The sequence below is a fragment of the Candidatus Rhodoblastus alkanivorans genome, from assembly GCF_022760755.1.
GTDB lineage: Bacteria > Pseudomonadota > Alphaproteobacteria > Rhizobiales > Beijerinckiaceae > Rhodoblastus > Rhodoblastus alkanivorans.
Genome location: NZ_JAIVFP010000001.1, coordinates 472453 through 493936, shown reverse-complemented (window position 1 = coordinate 493936; position 21484 = coordinate 472453). Strand labels below are relative to the sequence as shown.

Here is a 21484-nt window from a genome sequence, read left to right as displayed (position 1 = left end):
TTAGCGATTTCGTAAATAAACACAAAACGTCCGCGCCGCCGCTCTAAACGATGCGATTGCCGCGAATGACAACATTTTTGAACGTGTTCACAGCGCCGGGCAGAGCGAGGTCGCCGCTGATCACTTGCGTTTGGAACATGGCGACGATATTCGCCTTTTTCGACCCGCGGAGGTCATTTTCCACGATCTCGCAAGGGCCGAGCCGATCGCCCTGGGCCGCAAAGCCGATCCCATATTCGTTGTCAATCAAGCGGTTGGCTTCAACGACCACATTGTTGCGGGCGTCGAAGAATCCGGCAAGGATTCCAAACCAGGGCGAGCCGACCACAATATTGCCGACCATCCGCACGTCGCCCTCGCCCTCGACGCCGGTGAGCCAGTTCATGCGCGGGCCGAAATCGGGATCGGGATGGGACGGGCGGATTTTCGAAACGACATTGCCGGAAATCAGCGCTCCGGCGCCATTTCCCGGCCCGACATAATTGGTGGCGGAAATGCCGGCGCCGCAATCCTCGATCACATTGTTGCGGAAAGTCGCATTGCGGAAGCCGAATTCCGCATACATCGCCTTTTCATTGAAACTCTTGCAGCGGTTGTCGGCGATGACGACGTCCCAGCCGCCGGTGTTGCGCACGGCGGTATAGGCGCAGCGTTCGATATGATTGTTTTCGATCGTTACCGGTCCGCATTCGGCGACCCGCACGCCATTGCCGTAAAGGCCTTCGCCGCCCGAGCGGTTGCTAATGTCGGCGATCGTATTGTTGCTGATGCGGGAGCCGTCATAGCGCTTCGAATGCGCGCTCCAATGATGCACGCCATTATCGCCGCAGCGCTCGATCCTGTTGGCGTCGATCGTCACCCCGGCGCAATTTTCATCGAGAATCGCCGTGCAGGTCAGGTCGCGGAAGGTCGAAAGCCGGATGCGGCCGCCGCAACGCTTCTGCATCAGGCCGATCGTGCTATGCTGTATGACGCAATTCTCCATTTCCATTCGCGCCACATCGCTGAAGGTGAGCAGCCCAAAGGCGCTGTTGATCGGCAGATCAGCGCCGTCGAAGGTCACGTTCTCGAAGCTCAGGGATTGCAGCGCGCCATGGTTGGAGATCATCGGCCCGGCATAGCCGAGCCGCAGGGTAGAGCCCGCTCCGCGCCCGACGAGATGCGTCCCGTCGGGCAGGAAGAGTTGATAGATCGTGGTCACGCCCGCAGGCAGGACGAAAGGCCGGCGCGCCAGGGCCGCCTCGCTCAAGGACGAGAGCAGGTTGGCGGTGGCGGCGCCGATCGCATCGCCATTGGCGCGGGCGAGGCTTCGATAAAACGGGACCAAAGCCGCGGCGCGCGCGGCGCTGGCGATCAGCCTCCGCCGCGTTTGCGGAATGTAAAGCATGGCCAAAAGCTCGCCCTCCCCATTCTCCGCGCTTCGCAGCGCTTAATCCTTTCCTGACGGCTCGCGCCTACCTTGCCGCCATGAAGATGGAGAAAGCGGAAACGACGCGCATGACGGCTTGCCGGCGCGCGCCCCGGCGCGCCGGCAAGCGGGGAGCGGCCGCGCCATGCTGATCATCCTGACCTTCATCCTCAACGCCGGCCTCAATTTCCTGCTTGGCCTCTGCGTCGCGGCCGTGCTGGGCCCCGAAGCCTATGGGCGGTTCTCGATCGCCCTGATGACCGCGACCCTGACCACGACCCTGGTCTTCGACTGGCTGCGTCTTTCGGCGACGCGCTATTACAACGAACAGACCCGGGCGGCCGCGCCCGACCTGCGGGCCGCCCTCGACGCCGGCTATGTTTCCGGCGCGCTGATTCTCGCGACCCTGGCCGCCACGGCCCTGTTGCTCGGCCGGGACTTCGGCATGGGCCGGGAAATGGTGATCGCGACCGTCGTGGTCGCCATCGCCAATGGGTTCTTTGAATTTTTCGCCGCCCTGTTGCGCGCCCGCTTCCACAATCTTGGTTACAGCAGCCTGGTCATCCTCAAGAATGTGCTGGCCTTCGCGGCGATGGTCGGCGCGGCCTATTTCTTCCACGATCCGGCGCTGGTCATGGCCATGGCCGCCGCGAGCGCGGTGATCGCCACGCTCGCCCTGTGGCGGCAGACCGCCGATCCGCACAGCCGCCTGCCCCAGGCGAGTCGCGGGCAGATCGCGGTCTATCTGCGCTATGGCGCGCCGATCGTCATCGGCAATTTCTTCTATCAGACGGTCGTCCTCGCCAATCGCGGCTTTGCCGCCGCCCATCTCGATTTCGCCGCCGCCGGCAAATTGTCGCTCGCCACCGACATGACCATGAGGCTGATGCTGGTCGCCGGCGCGGCCCTCGACATCCTGCTGTTCCAGATCGCGGTGCATCGCCGGGCGACCGCCGGGGCCGAAGCCGGCGCGGCCCAGGTTTCGCGCAACAGCGCCCTCATCCTCGCCGCGCTGACCCTGCTCTGCCTTGGCTATATCGCGGGCCTGCCCGCCTTTACCGCTCTGGTCGCGCCGAAAAAATTCCGTGACACATTCGAGCCGCTGAGCCTTATTCTTGCGCCCGGCGTGGCCCTGTTCTGCATCGGCCAGTTCTGCCTCAACCCCATCGTGCAACTCGAAAACCGCACCGGCCTGACGCTGATCGCGGCTGCGGCGACGGCGGCGCTCGATCTCGGTGTGATCTGGTTCGGCCCCTTCCAGGTGAGCATCATCAGCCTTGCGGCCATCCATGCGGCGAGCCTCGCAGCCGGATTCGTCCTGATGATCGCGCTCACCTTTCCCTGGCGCGCCTATTGGCCTCGCGCCAGCGACGTCGGCGTCATTGCGCTCGCCGGCGCGGCGGCGCTCGCCGTCATGTGGCCGCTGCGGCATATCAATCCGCCGCTCGTCGCTCTCGTCCTTGTCGCTTTCGCCGGCGCCTCGGTCTTCGGCGGCGTGATTTATCTCCTCGACCTCGGCGGCGTGGTCCGTGGCGCGGCGGCGAAAGCGCTGGCGCGGCGACGCCAACGCCGCGTCGCGCAAGCGCAAGGCCTGTGAGCCAGAAAGACGCAATGATCGCCGGAGAGATCGGCGTCGCCGCCCTTTAATTTCGGTTCCGCCCGCGCGCGGGCTTGGCAAAACGCGGAATTTCATCAAAGAGTCACGGCCTCGCGTCAAAGCGACGCTTGAATCGAAGCCATTCCGGGGCCGCCATGGATTATTTCCGCCGCTTCACCTTCCTGCTCTGCGCTCCGGCCTTCGACGCCGATGAACTTGAGGGCGAACGCCTCAGGCAGATCGTCGACGCGGTGGAAAAATCCGGTTTCGAGGTGGTCCGCGCCCGCCGCGTCGAGGATGCGGAACTCGCGATCAAGACCGACGCCGCCATCGGCTGCATGATCGTCGATTGGGGCAAGAAGGGGATGACCAGCAAGACGGCGAGCCTGATCTCCTATGTCCGCCGCCGCGGCCTGGAAATGCCGATCATCCTGCTGGTGCGCCGCAAGCGTTTCGAGGATCTGCCGATCGACGTGCTCGACAATGTCGACGGCTATGTCTTCCTTGCCGAGGAAACGCCAGAATTCATCGCCAAGAATCTCGTCAGCCGGCTGAAGCAATATGCCGAGACCATGAAGACGCCGTTTTTCGGCGAACTGGTCGATTATGCCGAGGAAGGCAACCAGCTCTGGACCTGCCCCGGCCATAATGGCGGCATGTTTTATTCCCGCAGCCCGATCGGGCGGATTTTCGTCGAACATCTCGGCGAAGCCATTTTCCGCGACGACCTCGACAATTCCGTGCTCGAACTGGGCGATCTCCTGGTCCACGAAGGCCCCGCCTTGCGCGCGCAAAAGGAGGCGGCCAAGATTTTCGGGGCCGAGCGAACCTATTTCGTCCTCAACGGCACTTCCGCCTCCAACAAGATCGTCCTTTCGGCCCTCATCGCGCCGGGCGATCTGGTGCTGTTCGACCGCAACAACCACAAGGCCGCCCATCACGGCGCCCTCATGCTCGCGGGCGGCGCGCCGATCTATCTCGAAACCGACCGCAACGCCTTCGGTCTGATCGGCCCGATCGACTATGAGGCGCTGGACGAAAAGAAAATCCGCGAAAAGATCCGAAACAGCCCCCTCGTCGTCGATAAGGAAGCCTGGAAAAAGGAGCGGCCCTTCCGCGTCGCGGTCGTCGAACAATGTTCTTACGACGGCACGATCTACAACGCCGAGACGATTCTCGCCAAGATCGGCCCGCTTTGCGATTACATCCTGTTCGACGAGGCCTGGGCCGGCTTCATGAAATTCCATCCGCTGTTCGCGCGCCATTTCGCGATGGGCCTGAAGGATCTTGGCGCGGACGCGCCCGGGATCATCGCCACCCAATCGACGCACAAGCAGCTGGCGAGCTTTTCGCAGGCCTCGCAAATTCACGTCAAGGACAGCCATATCAAGGGACAGCCGCGCCGGATCGAGCATCGCCGCTTCAACGAGACCTTTCTGGTGCACGCCTCGACTTCGCCCTTCTATCCCCTGTTCGCCTCGCTCGACGTCGGCGCGCAGATGATGAAGGGCAAGTCGGGCGAGGTTTTGTGGGACGACACCATCCGTCTCGGCGTCGAAATCCGCAAGAAAATCCGGGCGCTCGGAAAGGAATTCAAGGAAAAGGCCAAGAACAAGGCTCAAGGCTGGTTCTTCGATCCCTTTGTCGCCGACGAGGTCGAGACGCCCGAGGGGCGCATCGCCTGGGAGGACGCGGCAACCGACGATATAGTCAGCGATCCGGCTTTTTGGACGTTCGAGCCCAAGGCGACCTGGCATGGCTTCCGCCATGTCGCCGCTGATTATGCCCTGACAGACCCCTGCAAGCTGACCTTGATCACCCCGGGCTTCGATCGCGCCACCGGCGCCTATGCCGAGCGCGGCGTGCCGGCGCCGGTCGTTGCTCAATATTTACGCGAAAACCGGATCGTGGCGGAAAAGAACGACCTGAACTCCCTGCTCTTCCTGCTGACGCCCGGCGTCGAGTCGAGCAAGGCCGGCTCGCTGATCTCGGCGCTCGTCGCCTTCAAGACCTATCACGACCAGAACGCGCCGCTGGAGGAGGTTATTCCCGAATTCGTGGCGCGACGCCGCCAGCGCTATGCCGGGATGCGCCTGCGCGACCTCTGTCAGGAAATGCATGCCTTCTACCGCGACGCCGGCACCAGCGACCTCCAGCGCCGGCAGTTCCGCCCCGAACATCTGCCCCGCCCGGCCATGCGTCCGCAGGAAGCGGTGCAGAGACTCACCCGCAATGAGGTCCAGTACCTACCCATCGACCAGGTCCAGGGCAAGATGGCGACGACTCTCTGGGTGGTTTATCCGCCGGGCATCGCGACCATCGCGCCGGGCGAAATCCTCGACGATCGCGCCAAACCGATGCTCGCCTATCTCAAGACTTTCGAGCGCGGCGCCAATCTCTTCCCAGGCTTCGAGGCGGAAATTCAGGGCGTCTATCGCGAGGTCGCGGCGGACGGCTCAATCCGATTCCATACCTACGTCGCCGACGTCAACGGGTAAGGCCGGGACATGACCGGGCGGCGGCGCGCCGCTGCCCGGCCCCAGCGCGCGTTGCAGCATGACGCTGTCGGTCCAGCGGCCGAAACGGAAACCGATCCCCTCCAAATAGGCGACCCTGCGGAAACCGCAGGCTTCGTGCAATTTCAGCGAAGCCTTATTCTCGGAATCGACATAGGCGATCATCTGCCGATAGCCGGCATTGGCGCAGGCCTCGATCAGGGCCGGAAGCAATCTTCGTCCGGCGCCGGCGCGAAGATGGCTTTCGTGGACATAGATCGAATGTTTCACGCAATAGCGATAGGCGGGGCGCTTGCGGAAGGGAACGGCATAGGCGTAGCCGATCACCTGGCCATTCAGCTCCGCGACCAGATGAGGCAGGCGGTGCTTCTGCATGTTCTTGCGCCGGCGCTTGATGTCGTCGGCCTGCAAGGGCTCGAATTCCGCGCCGCCGGCAAGCCCATGCGTCACATAACGGGTGTAGATCGCGAGCATGGCCGCGGCGTCGGCCTCGGAGGAAGGCCGCACGACGATCTCGCCGAACTCCGACGTCTTGGGGCTGTCAATCTGCTGGTCCGGCGCTTTTGCTTCCATGGGCGGGCGCGCTCCTAGCTTGGTTCTCTCCCCTTAGCCGAATTCCGGGACGGCCGGGAGAACTATTCAGGCGGCGTTCCATTGATCGCCAGGACCTCGCCGACCAGATAGAGCGATCCCGCGATGAGGATGCGCGGCGGCGACGGCCATGCGCGCCCCGCCAATGCGCGCAACGCCTCCTCGACAGCCGGCCAGGCCTGAGCCTTGAGCCCGAGCCCTTCGGCGGTCGCCGCAACCTCCTCGGGCGCCCGTCCGACCTGGTCGCCGCGCACCGGCAAAGCGTGGACCTCCGCCGCGAGACCGACGAAATGCCGCAGGAAGGCTCCGGCGTCCTTGCTGCGAAGACCGCCATAGAGCAGGATCAGCGGGCGCGGCGACTTTTCCTCGAAATCGGCCATGGCCTCGGCGAGCGCGCGTCCCCCCGCTTGGTTATGGCCGCCGTCGAGCCAAAGTTCGGCCCCTTCCGGCGCCAAAGCCGCCAGTTGGCCCCGGCCGATATTCTGCAGCCGTCCCGGCCAGTGCGCCGTGACCACGCCGCGTTCGAAGGAAGCGAAGGAAAGGTTCGGCCAGCATTGGCGCAAGGCGGCGATCGCCGTACCCGCATTGACGACCTGATGGCGGCCGGGCAGACGCGGCAGGGGCAGATCGAGCAGGCCCAGCGCGTCTTCATAGACGAGACGCCCGCGCTCGGCGCGGCACAGGAAATCCTGGCCGTAAAGGACAAAAGGCGCGCGCAGGCGCGCCGCCTGCCGCTCGACGACAACCAAGGCTTCGTCAGCCTGCGCGGAAACGACCACGGGCGCGCCGGGCTTGATGATCCCGGCTTTTTCGAAGGCGATTTTTTCGAGCGTGTCGCCCAGAAATTCGACATGGTCGATGGAGATCGGCGCAATGACCGCGCAGGCTGGCGTTTCGATCACATTGGTGGCGTCGAAACGGCCGCCGAGGCCGACCTCCAGCAGCAGGGCGTCAGCCGGCCGCTCGGCGAACATTTTGAGCGCCGCCGCTGTGGTCGCCTCGAAAAAGGTGATCGGAGCCCCTGCATTGGCTTTTTCGATCGCCGCCAGGGCTTCCGCCAGTTCCGGATCGGACGCCAGCTTGCCGCCGCCCGGAGCCGCGAGGCGGATGCGTTCGCGAAAATCGACCAGATGGGGCGAAGTATAGACATGGACGCCGAAGCCCGCGGCCTCCAAAATCGCTCGCATGAAGGCGATGGTCGAACCCTTGCCATTGGTGCCGGCGACGTGAATGGTCGGCGGCAGGCGCTTCTGCGGGTCGCCGAGCGCGGCCAGCAGCCGCCGGATGCGGCCCAGCGACAGGTCGATCCGCTTGGGATGGAGGTCAAGCAGGCGCGCCTGCAGTGCGTCGGGAGTGGTCATTTCCGGCCGTTCAGGCGGCCTCCGCCGGGGTTTCCGTCGCGGTCTCCACCGGGGTTTTGGTCAGCAGGCGGCAGAGGCGGCCCAAAGTCTCGCGCATTTCCGCGCGCGGAACGACAATATCGACCATGCCATGCGCGCGCAGATATTCGGCGCGCTGGAAACCTTCGGGCAGGCGCTCGCGAATCGTCTGTTCGATGACCCTTGCGCCGGCGAAACCGATGACCGCGCCGGGCTCGGCGATGTGAATGTCGCCCAGCATGGCGTAGGAGGCGGTGACGCCGCCGGTGGTCGGATTGGTGAGCACCACGATATAGGGCAGTTTCGCCGCCTTGAGGCGCTGGACCGCCACCGTCGTGCGCGGCATCTGCATCAGCGAGAACATGCCCTCCTGCATGCGCGCGCCGCCCGAGGCGGTGAAAATGATAAAGGGCGTCTGCTTTTCGATCGCCCGGAACATGCCGGCGACGATCGCTTCGCCCGCCGCCATGCCGAGCGAGCCGCCCAAAAATTCGAAATCCTGCACCGCGACCGTGACCTGCGTTCCCTGCAGGGCGCCGGCGGCGAGCGTCACCGCGTCATAGGCGCCGGTTGCCGCGCGATTTTCCTTGAGCCGCTCGGTGTAGCGCTTGATGTCGCGGAATTTCAGCGGATCGGCGGGCGCTTCCGGAACCGCCACATTCTCGTATTGGCCGTCGTCGAACAAAGCCTCAAGCCGCGCCTTGGGCGGGATCTTCATGTGGTAGCCCGAACTCGGCACGACATAGAGATTGGCCTCCAGATCCTTGTGGAAGACCAGGGCGCCGCTTTCCGGACATTTGACCCAGAGATTTTCCGGCGTGTCGCGCTTCAGGATCGAACGGATTTTCGGCGGAACGACATTGGAAATCCAGTTCATGGGATTGCACGCTCCTTCGCGGCGCTGGCGACGCCGGCCGCCAGTTCACCCGCCAACCTGCCGACCGCCTCGACCGTCGCCGGCCCGCCGCGCCCCTCGGCGTCGAGCGTTTTGGCGAGCGCGTCGATCAAAGCGGAGCCGACCACGACGCCATCGGCGTTCAAGGCGATTTCGCGCGCCGCCGCGGCGTCCTTGACGCCAAAACCGACGGCGACCGGCAAATCGGTATGGCCCTTGATCCGCTTCACCGCCGTCGCCACCCGCGAATAATCCGGACGGCCGGCGCCTGTGATGCCGGTGATCGATACATAATAGACGAAGCCCGAGGTATTGGCGAGGACCGCGGGCAGGCGGGCGTCGTCCGTCGTCGGCGTCGCCAGCCGGATGAAGCTCAAGCCCGCCTTGAGCGCGGGCAGGCAAAGCTCTTCATCTTCCTCCGGCGGCAAATCGACCACGATCAGTCCGTCGGCACCGGCGGCCATGGCGTCGGCCAGGAATTGGTCGACGCCATAGACGTAGATCGGATTGTAATAGCCCATCAGGATCATCGGCGTTTCCGCATTCTCCTTGCGGAAGTCGGCGACGAGCTTCAGCACGCCATGAAGCGTCATGCCCGCGTGAAGCGCGCGCAGCCCCGCCGCCTGGATCGCGGGGCCGTCCGCCATCGGATCGGAAAATGGCATGCCGATTTCGATGACGTCGGCGCCGGCCTTGGGCAAAGCCTTGACGATCTCCAGCGAAACCGCCGGGTCCGGATCGCCGGCCATGACGAAGGTGACGAGGGCGGCGCGTCCATTAGCGCGGCATTGCGCGAAGCGATGTTCAATGCGAGCAGTCATGCTTTGGGGGTAGCACAACGCGCCGGCCTTGGAAACGGCGGCGTCAGGCCAAATCGCGCAGGGCCTGCCGCAGCGGCTCGGCGCGCTCGCCAAGACGCGCCTCGACTTCGCCGTGAACGCGCTCCCAGACCGGGGCGGCGCGAGCGAGCAGGGCGAAGCCTTCCGGCGTCAGGCGCAGCAGACGGCTGCGCAGGTCGTTTGGATCGGCCTCGACAGTGACGAGGCCGCGCCGCTCGAGGGGTTTCAGGGCGGCGGTCAGGGTCGTGCGATCCATGGCGAGCAGGGCCGCGACCGGCGCCATGGAGGGCGGCGCGGGACGATTCAGGGCGTTGAGCAGGGAGAACTGGCCATTGGTCAGGTCGAACCGGCGCAAGGCCTCATCGAAAGTCCGCGCGAGGACTCGCGCCGCCCGCTGGACATGAAGGCAGAGGCAGGCGTCGCGGATGCGATGGGTCGCCTCGAAAGGGAATGACAGCGTCTCGATTGACATGGAACATTTATGTTGATATCAACTTTTTAGTCAAGCGCAAAGCGAGGCCGCCATGAAATTCACGCCCTATGTCATGTTCTATGGCGATTGCGCCGAAGCCTTCGCCTTTTACGCCAAAGTGTTGGAGGCGAAAATCATTCGCCAGCTTCGCTTCAGCCAGGCGCCGGCAGGCGTGGCCATGCCGCCGAACGCCGATCCCGACAAGATCATGCATGTCGCTCTGGAAAAGGACGGTTTTCGGCTGATGGGCGGCGACATGAACCAGCCCCGCTCCGAAGGCGCCCAGCCGCCAATCTATTGGGTGTCGATTTCCGTCGCCAGCGTCGAAGAGGCCCAACGCATCGCGAAAGAATTGTCGGAGGGCGGCAAAATGTTCATGCCGCCTGGCGAGACCTTTTTCTCCCGGCAATTCGCCATGTTCGCCGACCGGTTCAGCCTGCATTGGATGGTCGATTGCCCGCGGTCTGCCGAAGAACTCGACGCCAACCTGTCGAAGTCCTGAACGATGACCCGGAAAATCACGCTCTGTCTGTGGTTCAACGGCTGCGCGGAAGAGGCGACCGCCCTTTATGCCGGCCTCTTTCCCGAATCGCGGGTCATCGACGTTTCGCGCTATGGGGACGGCGAGCACGGCGCGCCGGGCGCGGCCCGCATCGTGACCATGGAGCTGTTCGGCCAGAAAATCACCGCGATAAATGGCGGCGGGGAATTCGCGCTGACGCCGGCCATGTCCCTGCTGATCTCGTGCGAAACGCAGGCCGAGGTGGATCGTTATTGGGACGGGCTGGCCGCAGGCGGCAAGCCGATGCGCTGCGGCTGGATCACCGACCGTTTCGGGGTGACCTGGCAGATCATTCCAGCACAGTTCAAGCGCCTGATCAGCGATCCCAATACCGGTGGACGGGTGATGGCGGCCGCTTGCGAGATGACCAAGGTAGACATCGCAGCGCTGGAGCGCGCCGCCCAAGGTTGAAGTTCACATGCCGCCGAGTTGATCGGCGACGGTAAAAATGTCCTTGTCGCCCCGCCCCGAAAGGCCCAGCACCATCAGATGGTCCTTCGGCTTTTGCGGCGCGATCTCGATGATCCTCGCCAGAGCATGGGCCGGCTCCAGCGCCGGGATGATCCCTTCGAGCTGCGAGCAGAGCTGGAAGGCGTTGAGCGCCTCCTTATCAGTCGCGGAAAGATAGGTCACCCGGCCATTCTCCTTGAGCCAGGCGTGTTCCGGGCCGATGCCGGGATAGTCGAGGCCCGCCGAGATCGAATGGCCTTCAAGAATCTGGCCGTCGTCGTCCATCAGCAGATAGGTCCGGTTGCCATGAAGCACGCCGGGACGCCCGCCCGCGAGCGAGGCCGCATGGCCGTTCGGCACATTGAGGCCATGGCCCGCCGCCTCGACGCCGTAAAGCTCGACAGCAGAATCGTCGAGGAAGGGATGGAACAGGCCGATGGCGTTGGAGCCGCCGCCGATGCAGGCGAACAGGGAATCCGGGAGGCGCCCCTCCTGCGCCATCATCTGGTCGCGGGTTTCGTCGCCGATCACGCATTGGAAATCGCGCACCATGGCCGGATAGGGATGCGGCCCGGCCGCCGTGCCTATGCAGTAAAAAGTATCCTCGACATTGGTGACCCAGTCGCGCAGGGCCTCGTTCATCGCGTCCTTGAGCGTGCGCGCGCCGGACTGGACCGGCACGACCTTGGCGCCGAGCAGGTTCATCCGGAAAACATTGGGTTTCTGGCGCTCGACGTCCACCGCGCCCATATAGACCACGCATTCGAGGCCGAAGCGCGCGCAGGCGGTGGCGGTGGCGACGCCATGCTGGCCGGCGCCGGTTTCGGCGATGATGCGTTTCTTGCCCATGCGCCGGGCGAGCAGGATCTGACCGAGCACATTGTTGATCTTGTGCGCCCCGGTGTGATTCAACTCCTCGCGCTTGAAATAGATTTTGGCGCCGCCGAGCTTTTCCGTCATGCGCTCGGCGAAATAGAGCGGACTCGGGCGGCCGACATAATGGGTGAGGAGATTATTGAGTTCGGCATGATAGGCCGGGTCCTGGCGCGCTTCCTCATAGGCTTTTTCCAGCGACAGGATCAGCGGCATCAGGGTTTCGGCAACGAAACGGCCGCCGAAAATGCCGAAATGGCCGCGCGCATCCGGACCCTGACGCAGCGAATTGGCCGCAATATTTGGCGATGGACGATTCATGGCTCTGCTCTTGGTCTCCGCGCGCCTTTCTTGGCGTCCGCGCGCCTTGAACGAAGCGCGGCGGCGCGCCGATTGACCGCTTCTTGAATCCGCTCTCTTAAACGCTTCCAGCGGCGAGTCCAAGGCGAAGTTGAAACCGGGCCTCAGGCCGCGGATCGCGCCGCCGCGATGAAGGCGAGAATTTTGTCGACGCTCTTTCCGCCCGGCGCCGTTTCGACGCCGGAGGAGACATCGACGCCAGGGGCCCCGGTCAGGCGGATCGCCTCGGCGACATTCTGCGGATCGAGCCCGCCCGACAGCATCCAGTCTTTCCCCGCCAGATCGTGGGAAGCGTCGCGCAGCAGGGTCCAGTCGAAACTCAGGCCGTTGCCTCCGGGAAGCACCGCGTCTTTCGGCGGTTTGGCGTCGAACAGCAAGCGGTCCGCGACCGCCTCGTAAGCGGCGGCGCGCGAAAAATCGCCCTTTTCCGCGACGCCGAGCGCCTTGAGAATCGGAAGGCCGAAGGTTTTCCGCAGGGCGGCGACGCGTTCGGGCGATTCCGCGCCATGCAATTGCAGCCAGTCCGGCGCCAAAGCCTCGATAATGGCGGCGACGCGCGAATCGTCGGCGTCCACCACCAGAGCGACCTTTTCCGCTTTGCCTTGAACCTGTCTGGAGAGAAGGCGCGCTTGATCGCTGTCGATATGGCGCGGACTCTTCTCGAAAAAGACGAATCCGACCATGTCCGCGCCGCCAGTCAGCGCCGCTTCGAGTGGCTCCGGCCGATTCAGGCCGCAGATCTTGACGATCAACGACATTTCGCCTCAGGCGGCGCGCGTCGGGACTATGGCGGTCGACGCGCTCGCAGGCGCTACCGGCCCATTGGCCCGCGCGCGCAGGGATTCAATTTCGTTGCGGAGGGCCTGGACCTGCGCCCGAGCTTCTCGGAGCGCCTTGCGATGCCGTCCCTGCCCCAGCCAGGTCGCGAAACCACCGAGAACGACGCCAAACATCGTCGCCCCGATCAGCACCATGAACAAGGGCAGCACGATCTGCGGCGAGGGAATGTCGCCGCCGCTGAACGGATCGAAAGAGACGACGACATTCTGGCGATTCGCCATGGCGAAGGCCAGGAAGATCAGGGCCAGAGGCGCGAGGACGAGAACTCTCAAAAAAGTGCGCATATCCTGCCCATTCATCTGGCCGCAGCTGATCGAGGCCTTTTCAGGCCTCGTCCTGTCCGTTGAGGCGCTCGCGCAATTCCTTGCCCGTCTTGAAGAAGGGCACGAATTTCTCGGCGACCTCGACCTGATCGCCGGTGCGCGGGTTGCGGCCGACGCGCGCATCGCGCTTTTTGACCGAAAAGGCGCCGAAGCCGCGGAGTTCGACCCGATCGCCGCGCGACAAGGCCTCGGTGACTTCGTCGAGAATGGCGTTCACGATATTCTCGACGTCGCGAAGATAAAGATGCGGGTTGCGATCGGCAATGCGCTGAACGAGTTCCGATTTAATCACTGAAGTCGTCCCAGTTCCGCGCGCAGAAACGCGCTCGTGGTTTCACTTTCACTGTTAATTTTGCGCGCCAACCTGCCAAATCGCCAGAAGCCCGTCAAGCGTCGCTGCGTCGTGGACGCTTCCGGCTCTGAGCGCCATCTCCGCCGCCTGCTGATAGCCCATCATTGCGAGCGCGTCGGACGCCAGGCTGAACAGGCCGAAACGGCCGCTAACGCCGGGTTTCTTCCAATCGCGGACCGGCAGGCCCTTGGCGACGCCCTTCTCCTTCTCCAGCCAGGCCACCGCCTCCCGCTCGCCGCCATAGGCGTCGATCAGCTTCAACGGCAGACCCTGATGGCCGGTGAAAACGCGGCCGTCGGAAACCGCCGCCAGTTCCGCATCCGTCATGTTGCGGCGGGTTTTCACCAGTTTCTTGAACCAATCATAGGAATCGACGACAAGCGAATCGATCGCGGCGCGGGCGGCGGGGCTGGTCGGCTCGAATCCATTGGGCGACGCCTTCAAAGGCGAGGATTTGATGGTTTCGACCTTCACCCCGACATTGTCGAGCAGCTTGTAGACATTGGGGAATTCGAACAATACGCCGATCGAGCCGACGAGGGCGTTGTCGCTGGCGAAAATGCGATCGGCGCCGAGCGCCACGATATAGGCGCCCGAAGCCGCCAGGCTGTTCACCACGGCGACGACCGGCTTCTTCTTCGCGAGCAGGCGCAAGGCGTCGTAAATCTGCTCGGAGCCGGTGACAGTGCCGCCGGGGCTGGAAATATCGACGATCACGGCGCTGGCGCGCGACTCGCCGACATCCTTGATCAATTTGAGCGTCGCCCGGTCGCCGGTGATCAGGCCCCTGATTTCGATCCGGGCGATATGCGGCGTGAAATGCGCCTCGGCGTTGCCCAAACGGCCGGCGGCCACGACGAGCGCGACGATGATGGCGGCGAGGGCGAAAAGTCTCCAGAACGTCAGTTTGCGGCGCAATTGCCGCCGGTCGAGAATCGTTTCAACAGACGTGGGCTCGGTCATAGGGCGCTCCAATCGCTCCCACATTTAGGCCGCGGCCCATAAAATCACAATGCGGTTTGACCGCCCATGAAAAAGCCCCGCGCGAAAATTTCGCGCGGGGCTGAATTTTGGTTAAGCGAAAAGATTACTTGGTTTCGCGGGCCTTGAGCGCGGCGCCGAGGATGTCGCCGAGCGAGGCGCCCGAATCGGCGGAGCCATATTGGGCGATGGCTTCCTTCTCCTCGGCCACTTCGAGAGCCTTGATCGACACGGCCACCTTGCGCGCCTTGCGGTCGAACAAAGTGACGCGGGCGTCGACCTTTTCGCCGACCGCGAAACGGTCGGGGCGCTGGTCGGCGCGGTCGCGGGCGAGTTCATTGCGCTTGATGAAGGCCTGAAGGTCGGAGCCGACGATCTTCACCTCGATGCCGCCGTCCTTGACCTCGAGCACCTCGCAGGTGACGATCGCGCCCTTCTTCAGATCGCCGTCCTCGCCGGCCGAAGCCGTGGCGAAAGGATCGCCGCCAAGCTGCTTGACGCCGAGCGAAATGCGCTCCTTTTCGACATCGACGTCAAGGACGCGGGCGTGCACGACGTCGCCCTTCTTGTAGTCCTCGATCGCCTGCTCGCCGGGACGGTTCCAATCCAGGTCGGAGAGATGGACCATGCCGTCCACGTCGCCGTCGAGGCCGATGAACAGGCCGAATTCGGTCTTGTTCTTGACCTCGCCCTCGACGTCGGAGCCGACGGGGTGCTTTTCGGCGAAGGCTTCCCAGGGGTTCTGCAAGGTCTGCTTGAGGCCGAGCGAAATGCGGCGCTTGACGGAATCGACTTCCAGCACCTGCACGTCCACTTCCTGGCTGGTCGAGACGATCTTGCCGGGATGGACGTTCTTCTTGGTCCACGACATTTCCGAGACATGGATCAGGCCTTCGATGCCCGGCTCCAGTTCGACGAAGGCGCCGTAGTCTGTGATGTTGGTCACGCGGCCATGGAAGCGGGCTTCGATCGGATATTTGGCCTCGATGCCCTGCCACGGATCGTCGAGCAGCTGCTTCATGCCGAGCGAGATGCGGTGGGTCTCGTGATTGATCTTGATGATCTTCACTTTCACCGTCTGGCCGATATTGAGCACTTCGCTCGGATGATTGACGCGGCGCCAGGCGATGTCGGTGACATGGAGCAGGCCGTCGATGCCGCCCAGATCCACGAAGGCGCCGTAATCGGTGATGTTCTTGACGACGCCCTCGATCGTCACGCCCTCTTCGAGATTGGCGACGATCTCGTGACGCTGTTCGGCGCGGCTCTCTTCCAGAACGGTGCGGCGCGACACGACGATATTGCCGCGGCGGCGATCCATCTTGAGGATCTGGAACGGCTGCGGCACGCCGAGCAGCGGGGTGACGTCGCGGATCGGACGGATATCGACCTGCGAGCGCGGCAGGAAGGCCACGGCGCCGTCGAGATCGACGGTGAAGCCACCCTTGACCTGGTTGAAGATCACGCCTTCAACCCTCTCGCCGGCTTCGAAAGCCTTTTCGAGCTTGACCCAGCTCTCTTCGCGACGCGCCTTGTCGCGCGAAATGACGGCTTCGCCGAGCGCGTTTTCGACGCGTTCGAGATAGACTTCGACTTCGTCGCCAACCACCGGGGCGACGTCCCGGCCGTGGCCGGTGAATTCCTTGAGCGGCACGCGGCCTTCGGTCTTGAGGCCGATGTCGATGACCGCGACATCCTTTTCGATGGCGACCACGTGGCCCTTGACCACGGAGCCTTCGAAAGCTTCGCTCTCGCCATAGGATTCGGCAAGCAGAGCGGCAAAATCATCACGCGACGGGTTCATACCCGCGTTATTGGCAGAGGACATATTCTCTCCTGAGGTGCCCGATAGGGCGGCGCCGGTTGGGTTGGCGTTGCGTTTGCTCCGTGTCAGCCGGCGCGCATCTTGATTCGATGCGCCTGTCGCGAGGACGTCCGGCGCGGGCCGGCGGTCGGGAGCGGGTTTGAGAGCTGGCGATATAACAGGCGCACGGGCTTTCCACAAGGCGCCAAACCCCGCATCGCGCGACGCGCCCCGCCGGCTTCCGATCAGGGAGACGCGGACGCGAGCGGCGACGGGACGCCCTCGCGGATGATCCGCGAGAAATCCGGCGCGTCGCCAGCTTGCCGGGCCCTTTCGCCGATGCGCGCGCGCGCCCGCAATTCCGCCAGCGAAATCCGCGTGTCCACCGCGCCCCGGTCATAGAGATAGCTGGGCAGGAAGCCATTGACGATCAAGCGCCAGTCGAAGGGCATGTGGCCGCCGGCCGCGCGGATCAGCTTCACCACGGCGGTCGTACAATTTGTCGTGATCGAATTGTAGAATTGCGGCTGCGCGGCGAGGGCGTTCGATTCCTCGACATATTGCAGGAGAATCGAGCGGGCCACGTCGGGCGGCGTGCGCAGCCGATAGAGTTGCACGTCCTCTTTGCGAATATTCGAGCGGAGCCGCACGACGTCACGCTCGTCCGAGGCGATGATCACCAGCGGATTGGAGCGGAACAGATCCGCGATCGGCGAAAACTCGCCGCCCCTGCGGCTGCGGACTTCGACCGACCAGGCCAGCCAGCGGCCATCTTCGAAGCCGAAGCTCATGATGAGATGGCTCATTTCCGGCCCGGCCCAATAGGCGAGAAAGAGATCGAACTCGCGCAGTCTCGAAAGATCATAAGATTCAGCGACCCAACGCTCCTTGAACGCCGTCCCGCTGCTCCAGTCGAAGTCGCGGACATTTTTCAGGGTCAGGATATTGCCCTCGACAACGCCCGTGACCTGCCGGGCGACATCGGGCGACCAATCCGCCTCATCGAGCGGCTTGATCGTGCTCCACCACATCAGGAGGGCGCCAAAGGCCAAAGCGAAGGCGGCGAGCATCCGCCAGCGGCGCGCGGAGAACAGGGCGACGAGAGTCGCGAGCGCCAAGGCGGCGAAAGCGGCCGCGGCAATCGCCCGGACCCATTCGGGACCGGGCAGGCGGAACCACAGCGCAAGCGAGGCCCAGACGCCGACCGGAAATATCGCCAACACGCCGACGAAACCCCAGACGATCGTCACGATTGCCCGTCTCTTACGCCCCACGGGGAGCACTCCATTTGCGTGGCCGATTTCGGGCTGAGCTTATCCTGAGCTGATCGAAAAGAGCAAAATCCTCCAACCGAACGCGCCGGCCGGGGCAAGCCGAGGGAACGAATCGCCCCAGATCCGCTATAACAGGATCCGCTTGAGAAAGTGGGAGCTGCGGCTACTGATCCGAAAGGCCGGCGCGCAGCGAAAAAGCTTCACGAAGCCGCCTCGGCGCCATTGACGATACTGAGCGCGGCGGCGAAGGCCCCCTCGATGTTCAAGTCGGTCGTATCCAGAATTTTCGCGTCCTCCGCCGGCCGGAGCGGGGCCTCGGCGCGTTCGGCGTCACGCTTGTCGCGCTTCCTTATGTCTTCGAGGATCGCCGCGTAATCGACCTTTTCGCCGCGCCCGCGGAGCTCCAGCGCTCGGCGCTGGGCGCGGGCTTCGGGACTGGCGGTGACGAAGATTTTGACACGGGCTTCGGGCGCGATCACCGTGCCGATGTCGCGGCCGTCGAGCACAGCGCCCTGCGGGCGCGCGGCGAAGGCGCGCTGCATGTCGATCAGCGCCGCGCGAACTTGCGGAATCGCGCCGACGACGGAAGCCGCTTCGCCCATTTCGCGGCCGCGCAGCCGCTCCTCCTCGAAATCGAGCAAGGCCAGGCCCCGCGCCGCGGAAACCGCCTTTTCGACATCGTCGAGCTTCGAGCCCTCGTCGAGCAGAACCCGGGCGGTGGCGCGGTAGAGCAGGCCGGTGTCGAGATGCGGCAGACTGAAATAAGCGGCGAGGCGGCGCGCGATCGTGCCCTTGCCGGAGGCCGCCGGCCCATCGATGGCGATGATCATCACGCTTCTCGCAGTCCCGATCCTTGGCTCTTTCGCACCCCATGGCCCTTCCAAGGACGGGCGTCCTTGCGGACGCCTCGCGCCGAGACAGGGAGAAGGCGCCGCGCTTTTATAATCTGCCCGGCCGCCTGTCCAATGTTCAGGAAAATTCCGCGCCGAGCCCGACCATGAGCGGCCGGAAGGTCGGGAAAGAGGTGGCGATCATGGTTTCGTCGTCCACGGTCACCGGCTTGTCGGAGGCGAGCCCCATCACCAGAAAGCTCATGGCCAGGCGATGATCGAGATGGGTTTCGACCAGGCCGCCGCCAGGACAGGCGCCCGCGCCGCCCTCTACTATGAGATCGTCGTCCTCGATCGTCGCCTTGACGCGGTTGGCGACGAGGCCGGCGGCGGTCGCGGCGAGGCGGTCGGATTCCTTCACCCGCAATTCCTGCAAGCCGTTCATCCGGGTGACGCCACGCGCGAAAGCCGCGACGACCGCAAGGACGAGATATTCGTCGATCATCGCCGGCGCGCGCGAGGCGGGGACGTCCACCCCCGTCAATTCGCTGAACTGGACGCGCAGATCGGCCACCTCCTCGCCGCCTTCCTCGCGCCGGTCGAGAATTTCGATATTCGCGCCCATTTCGAGAAGCGTGGCGAGAAAGCCCGTGCGCAGCGGATTCATCATCACGCCTTCCACGACGATGTCCGAGCCCTTGACCAGCAGCGACGCCGCGATGAGGAAGGCGGCCGAGGAGGGATCGGCCGGGACGACGATCGGGCGCGGCGCAAGTTCGGGCCGGCCGTCGAGCGTGATCTTGCGGCCATGCGCGCCGAACGGCTCGGACATGACCGAAGCGCCGAAAAAGGTGAGCATTTTTTCGGTGTGGTCGCGGCTCGCCTCATTCTCGATGACGGTGGTGCGGCCAAGCGCATTGAGGCCGGCGAGCAGGACCGCCGATTTGATCTGGGCGGAAGCGACCGGGGTGCGATATTCGATCGGCGCCGGCTCAGGTGTCCCTTTGAGCAGAATGGGGCAGCGCCCGCCGTCCGCCTGTTCCAGCACCTGCGCCCCCATGAGCACGAGGGGATCGAGAATCCGGCGCATCGGGCGCTTGCGCAAGGAGGCGTCGCCGTCGAAACGGGCGGTGATTCCGTGGCCGCCGACCACGCCCATCATCAGGCGCGAGCCGGTCCCGGCATTGCCGAAATCGAGCGTCCCCGCCGGCTCCAGCAGCGAGCCGAGCCCCATGCCGCGAATCGTCCACCTGCCCTCGCCGAGCCGCTCGACCGTGGCCCCGAGCTGGGCGCAGGCCCGGCCGGTGTTGAGCACATCCTCGCCCTCGAGGAGGCCGGAAACCTTCGTTTCACCGACCGCGAGCAGGCCGAGCAGGAAGGCGCGATGCGAAATGCTCTTGTCGCCCGGCGGCCGGGCGCGGCCGCGCAAAGGGCCGCAAGCGCGCGCGGTCAAGGGTTTTGCGGTCACGGAATGGGACATCGGCGGCGGGGAACTTTCGAAAGGGCGGGAGGTCAGCGCAAGGCTTTGGCGATCTGCGGCAGGACGGTCGAATCCAGCGTGTCCTGGGTGATCGGCCCGATGAATTTATAGGCGATCTTGCCGTCGCCGCGGACGATAAACGTTTCCGGCACGCCGGTGAGGCCCCAGTCGATCCCGACCCGGCCGCTGGCGTCCATGCCGATCGCCGCATAGGGGTCGCCTTCCTCGGAGAGGAATTTCGTGACATTGGCCGGATCGTCCTTGTAATTGACGCCGACCAGCCGGACGCCCATGGCCTTGAGCGCCTGATTCTCGGCGAGTTCGCGCAAAATCGGATGTTCGAGCCGGCAGGGCGCGCACCAGGAGGCGAAAATATTGACGACGGTCACGCCGCCCTTGCGCAGATCGGCGTCCGACAGGCCCGGCTTGCCGGCGCCGGGAACCGCCGGGAGATTGAAGGCCGGCGCCTCGCGGCCGATCAGCGCCGAGGGCACCAGCGAGGGATCGCGGCCGAGATAGAGCCGCCAGCCGAGAAAGGCCGCCATGCCCGCAAAAATCAGCAGGGGCAGCGCCAGCACGAGCCCGCGCCGCGGGGCGGGCGCTTCGTTTGCTGCCGTCATCGATCCTGCTCCCTGTTGTCGAAGCGCGCCAGCTTGCGCCGCAGCGCGCGATAATCGAGCGTGATCTTGGCGACCACGGCGCCGACCACGAGCGCGGCGAAACCATAGGCCGAGGCGATATAGAAGGTGTAATCCTTCATTGCGCCGCCTCCGCGGTGAATTCCGGCTCTTCCGCCGCGGCGGCCATGATGCTCAGGCGGCGCAGGCGGCGGCTCAGGATTTCATTGCGTATCGCCATCAGATGCAAAGTGAAGAACAGAAGGGTGAAGCCCAAAGCCATGATGAGCAGGGGCCACAGCATCGACGCCGCGATCGTCGGCCCGCCGAGACGGAAGACGGAAGACGATTGATGGAGCGTGTTCCACCAATCGACCGAGAATTTGATGATCGGAATATTGACGACGCCGACCAGGGTCAGGATCGCTGCGGCGCGCGCCGCCTGGCCGGGATCCTCAATGGTCTGCCAGAGACCGACCAGGCCAAGGTAGATCAGGAACAGCACCAGCACCGAGGTCAGGCGCGCATCCCAAACCCACCAGGTTCCCCACATCGGCTTGCCCCACAGCGAGCCGGTCACCAGACAGATGAGCGTGAAGGCCGCGCCGAGCGGAGCGGCGGCTTTTTGCGCCGCGTCGGCGAGCGGATGACGCCACACCAGAGTGCCCAGCGCCGCCGAGGTCATGACCATGTAGCACATCATGCCGAGCCAGGCCGCCGGAACATGGAGATACATGATCTTGACCGAATTGCCCTGCTGGTAATCGTCGGGCGCGACGAAAAAGGTGAGATAGAGCCCGACAACAAGCGTAAGACCGGCCGCCGCGGCGAGCCAGGGAATGAGCCGCGCCGCCAGCGCGAGGAAATTCGTCGGATTGGCGTATTTGAGCATGAACCTGACCCGTCCTCCCCGGGCTTTCGCCGCCTGATCAGAGCATGTTCCCGAAAAGGAAGGTGATTTTCGGATAAGATCATGCTCCGACAAGCAGGATGCGCGCATCCTGCTCTAAGCGCGCGCGCCGGCAATTGCAATTTGTTCTC

The 21484-nt window shown here is 64.3% G+C and carries 21 protein-coding genes and 1 pseudogene; 4 read left to right on the top strand and 18 right to left on the bottom strand.

Features of this window, described 5'->3' with window-relative positions; translation table 11 throughout:
• Positions 1-43 precede the first annotated feature (43 nt).
• Positions 44-1387 carry a TIGR03808 family TAT-translocated repetitive protein gene (locus K2U94_RS02270; RefSeq protein ID WP_243065664.1) on the bottom strand — a complete coding sequence of 448 codons (1344 nt, stop codon included), beginning with the start codon at positions 1385-1387 and terminating at the stop codon, positions 44-46.
• Between the two features lie 166 nt (positions 1388-1553).
• Between K2U94_RS02270 and K2U94_RS02265 the strand changes: the two genes are divergently transcribed.
• A complete protein-coding gene (locus K2U94_RS02265) occupies positions 1554-3005 on the top strand; it encodes a hypothetical protein (RefSeq protein WP_243065663.1) in 1452 nt (483 codons plus the stop codon).
• A gap of 155 nt (positions 3006-3160) precedes the next feature.
• On the top strand, positions 3161-5503 hold the full coding sequence (locus K2U94_RS02260; RefSeq protein WP_243065662.1) for an Orn/Lys/Arg family decarboxylase: 2343 nt from the start codon (positions 3161-3163) through the stop codon (positions 5501-5503).
• On the opposite strand, the gene K2U94_RS02255 is transcribed toward K2U94_RS02260, so the two are convergent.
• The 5 genes from K2U94_RS02255 to K2U94_RS02235 all read right to left on the bottom strand — a co-directional run bounded on the left by K2U94_RS02255 (position 5462) and on the right by K2U94_RS02235 (position 9697).
• Positions 5462-6094 carry a GNAT family N-acetyltransferase gene (locus K2U94_RS02255; protein ID WP_243065661.1) on the bottom strand — a complete coding sequence of 211 codons (633 nt, stop codon included), beginning with the start codon at positions 6092-6094 and terminating at the stop codon, positions 5462-5464. The two genes, K2U94_RS02260 and K2U94_RS02255, sit on opposite strands and share 42 nt — an antisense overlap.
• Before the next feature lie 62 nt (positions 6095-6156).
• Positions 6157-7473, bottom strand: coding sequence for a bifunctional folylpolyglutamate synthase/dihydrofolate synthase (locus K2U94_RS02250; RefSeq protein WP_243065660.1), 1317 nt, complete (start codon positions 7471-7473; stop codon positions 6157-6159).
• Between the two features lie 10 nt (positions 7474-7483).
• Entirely contained in the window at positions 7484-8368 is an 885-nt protein-coding gene (gene accD, locus K2U94_RS02245; RefSeq protein WP_243065659.1) for an acetyl-CoA carboxylase, carboxyltransferase subunit beta, read from the bottom strand.
• Complete coding sequence (gene trpA / locus K2U94_RS02240; RefSeq protein ID WP_243065658.1) at positions 8365-9207, bottom strand: tryptophan synthase subunit alpha; 843 nt, start codon at positions 9205-9207, stop codon at positions 8365-8367. Before trpA ends, accD begins: the two co-directional genes overlap by 4 nt.
• 43 nt (positions 9208-9250) lie before the next feature.
• Entirely contained in the window at positions 9251-9697 is a 447-nt protein-coding gene (locus K2U94_RS02235; protein WP_243065657.1) for a MarR family winged helix-turn-helix transcriptional regulator, read from the bottom strand.
• A 52-nt stretch (positions 9698-9749) separates the two neighbouring features.
• Here K2U94_RS02235 and K2U94_RS02230 point away from each other — a divergent pair, with 52 nt between their 5' ends.
• Entirely contained in the window at positions 9750-10199 is a 450-nt protein-coding gene (locus K2U94_RS02230; protein WP_243065656.1) for a VOC family protein, read from the top strand.
• A gap of 3 nt (positions 10200-10202) precedes the next feature.
• The gene (locus K2U94_RS02225; RefSeq protein ID WP_243065655.1) at positions 10203-10670 is read left to right on the top strand and encodes a VOC family protein; all 468 of its coding nucleotides are present in this window, start codon (positions 10203-10205) and stop codon (positions 10668-10670) included.
• A 3-nt stretch (positions 10671-10673) separates the two neighbouring features.
• Here the strand turns inward: K2U94_RS02225 and trpB are convergent, their stop codons facing one another.
• From trpB to K2U94_RS02165, 12 genes and pseudogenes are all read right to left on the bottom strand, one after another.
• Positions 10674-11903: a tryptophan synthase subunit beta gene (trpB, locus tag K2U94_RS02220; protein ID WP_243065654.1), complete on the bottom strand. Its 1230-nt coding sequence runs from the start codon at positions 11901-11903 to the stop codon at positions 10674-10676.
• A gap of 143 nt (positions 11904-12046) precedes the next feature.
• On the bottom strand, positions 12047-12700 hold the full coding sequence (locus tag K2U94_RS02215) for a phosphoribosylanthranilate isomerase (protein ID WP_243065653.1): 654 nt from the start codon (positions 12698-12700) through the stop codon (positions 12047-12049).
• A gap of 6 nt (positions 12701-12706) precedes the next feature.
• Positions 12707-13054 carry a lipopolysaccharide assembly protein LapA domain-containing protein gene (locus K2U94_RS02210; protein WP_243065652.1) on the bottom strand — a complete coding sequence of 116 codons (348 nt, stop codon included), beginning with the start codon at positions 13052-13054 and terminating at the stop codon, positions 12707-12709.
• A gap of 52 nt (positions 13055-13106) precedes the next feature.
• Positions 13107-13409 (bottom strand): annotated as a pseudogene (locus K2U94_RS02205) (integration host factor subunit beta); the annotation flags it as partial.
• Positions 13410-13451: 42 nt separating this feature from the next.
• Positions 13452-14420 (bottom strand): signal peptide peptidase SppA, encoded by a 969-nt coding sequence (sppA, locus tag K2U94_RS02200; RefSeq protein ID WP_243065650.1) that lies wholly within the window; start codon positions 14418-14420, stop codon positions 13452-13454.
• Positions 14421-14544: 124 nt separating this feature from the next.
• A complete protein-coding gene (gene rpsA, locus K2U94_RS02195; RefSeq protein ID WP_243065649.1) occupies positions 14545-16266 on the bottom strand; it encodes a 30S ribosomal protein S1 in 1722 nt (573 codons plus the stop codon).
• Positions 16267-16487: 221 nt separating this feature from the next.
• Complete coding sequence (locus K2U94_RS02190; RefSeq protein ID WP_243065648.1) at positions 16488-17516, bottom strand: Lnb N-terminal periplasmic domain-containing protein; 1029 nt, start codon at positions 17514-17516, stop codon at positions 16488-16490.
• A gap of 200 nt (positions 17517-17716) precedes the next feature.
• Complete coding sequence (cmk, locus tag K2U94_RS02185; protein ID WP_243065647.1) at positions 17717-18346, bottom strand: (d)CMP kinase; 630 nt, start codon at positions 18344-18346, stop codon at positions 17717-17719.
• 139 nt (positions 18347-18485) lie between these two features.
• Positions 18486-19826: a 3-phosphoshikimate 1-carboxyvinyltransferase gene (aroA, locus tag K2U94_RS02180; RefSeq protein WP_243065646.1), complete on the bottom strand. Its 1341-nt coding sequence runs from the start codon at positions 19824-19826 to the stop codon at positions 18486-18488.
• Between the two features lie 32 nt (positions 19827-19858).
• A complete protein-coding gene (locus K2U94_RS02175; RefSeq protein WP_243065645.1) occupies positions 19859-20446 on the bottom strand; it encodes a DsbE family thiol:disulfide interchange protein in 588 nt (195 codons plus the stop codon).
• Positions 20443-20586 carry a heme exporter protein CcmD gene (gene ccmD / locus K2U94_RS02170; protein ID WP_243065644.1) on the bottom strand — a complete coding sequence of 48 codons (144 nt, stop codon included), beginning with the start codon at positions 20584-20586 and terminating at the stop codon, positions 20443-20445. The genes K2U94_RS02175 and ccmD overlap by 4 nt, the downstream gene beginning before the upstream one ends.
• The gene (locus K2U94_RS02165; RefSeq protein WP_243065643.1) at positions 20583-21335 is read right to left on the bottom strand and encodes a heme ABC transporter permease; all 753 of its coding nucleotides are present in this window, start codon (positions 21333-21335) and stop codon (positions 20583-20585) included. The genes ccmD and K2U94_RS02165 overlap by 4 nt, the downstream gene beginning before the upstream one ends.
• Positions 21336-21484 lie beyond the last annotated feature (149 nt).

What these genes read in the sequence shown, in the direction of transcription:
- K2U94_RS02270 (WP_243065664.1), bottom strand. Translation starts at nt 1,387, where the DNA reads ATGCTTTACATTCCGCAAACGCGGCGGAGGCTGATCGCCAGCGCCGCG.
- K2U94_RS02265 (WP_243065663.1), top strand. Translation starts at nt 1,554, where the DNA reads ATGCTGATCATCCTGACCTTCATCCTCAACGCCGGCCTCAATTTCCTG.
- K2U94_RS02260 (WP_243065662.1), top strand. Translation starts at nt 3,161, where the DNA reads ATGGATTATTTCCGCCGCTTCACCTTCCTGCTCTGCGCTCCGGCCTTC.
- K2U94_RS02255 (WP_243065661.1), bottom strand. Translation starts at nt 6,094, where the DNA reads ATGGAAGCAAAAGCGCCGGACCAGCAGATTGACAGCCCCAAGACGTCG.
- K2U94_RS02250 (WP_243065660.1), bottom strand. Translation starts at nt 7,473, where the DNA reads ATGACCACTCCCGACGCACTGCAGGCGCGCCTGCTTGACCTCCATCCC.
- accD (WP_243065659.1), bottom strand. Translation starts at nt 8,368, where the DNA reads ATGAACTGGATTTCCAATGTCGTTCCGCCGAAAATCCGTTCGATCCTG.
- trpA (WP_243065658.1), bottom strand. Translation starts at nt 9,207, where the DNA reads ATGACTGCTCGCATTGAACATCGCTTCGCGCAATGCCGCGCTAATGGA.
- K2U94_RS02235 (WP_243065657.1), bottom strand. Translation starts at nt 9,697, where the DNA reads ATGTCAATCGAGACGCTGTCATTCCCTTTCGAGGCGACCCATCGCATC.
- K2U94_RS02230 (WP_243065656.1), top strand. Translation starts at nt 9,750, where the DNA reads ATGAAATTCACGCCCTATGTCATGTTCTATGGCGATTGCGCCGAAGCC.
- K2U94_RS02225 (WP_243065655.1), top strand. Translation starts at nt 10,203, where the DNA reads ATGACCCGGAAAATCACGCTCTGTCTGTGGTTCAACGGCTGCGCGGAA.
- trpB (WP_243065654.1), bottom strand. Translation starts at nt 11,903, where the DNA reads ATGAATCGTCCATCGCCAAATATTGCGGCCAATTCGCTGCGTCAGGGT.
- K2U94_RS02215 (WP_243065653.1), bottom strand. Translation starts at nt 12,700, where the DNA reads ATGTCGTTGATCGTCAAGATCTGCGGCCTGAATCGGCCGGAGCCACTC.
- sppA (WP_243065650.1), bottom strand. Translation starts at nt 14,420, where the DNA reads ATGACCGAGCCCACGTCTGTTGAAACGATTCTCGACCGGCGGCAATTG.
- rpsA (WP_243065649.1), bottom strand. Translation starts at nt 16,266, where the DNA reads ATGTCCTCTGCCAATAACGCGGGTATGAACCCGTCGCGTGATGATTTT.
- cmk (WP_243065647.1), bottom strand. Translation starts at nt 18,346, where the DNA reads ATGATCATCGCCATCGATGGGCCGGCGGCCTCCGGCAAGGGCACGATC.
- aroA (WP_243065646.1), bottom strand. Translation starts at nt 19,826, where the DNA reads ATGTCCCATTCCGTGACCGCAAAACCCTTGACCGCGCGCGCTTGCGGC.
- K2U94_RS02175 (WP_243065645.1), bottom strand. Translation starts at nt 20,446, where the DNA reads ATGACGGCAGCAAACGAAGCGCCCGCCCCGCGGCGCGGGCTCGTGCTG.
- ccmD (WP_243065644.1), bottom strand. Translation starts at nt 20,586, where the DNA reads ATGAAGGATTACACCTTCTATATCGCCTCGGCCTATGGTTTCGCCGCG.
- K2U94_RS02165 (WP_243065643.1), bottom strand. Translation starts at nt 21,335, where the DNA reads ATGCTCAAATACGCCAATCCGACGAATTTCCTCGCGCTGGCGGCGCGG.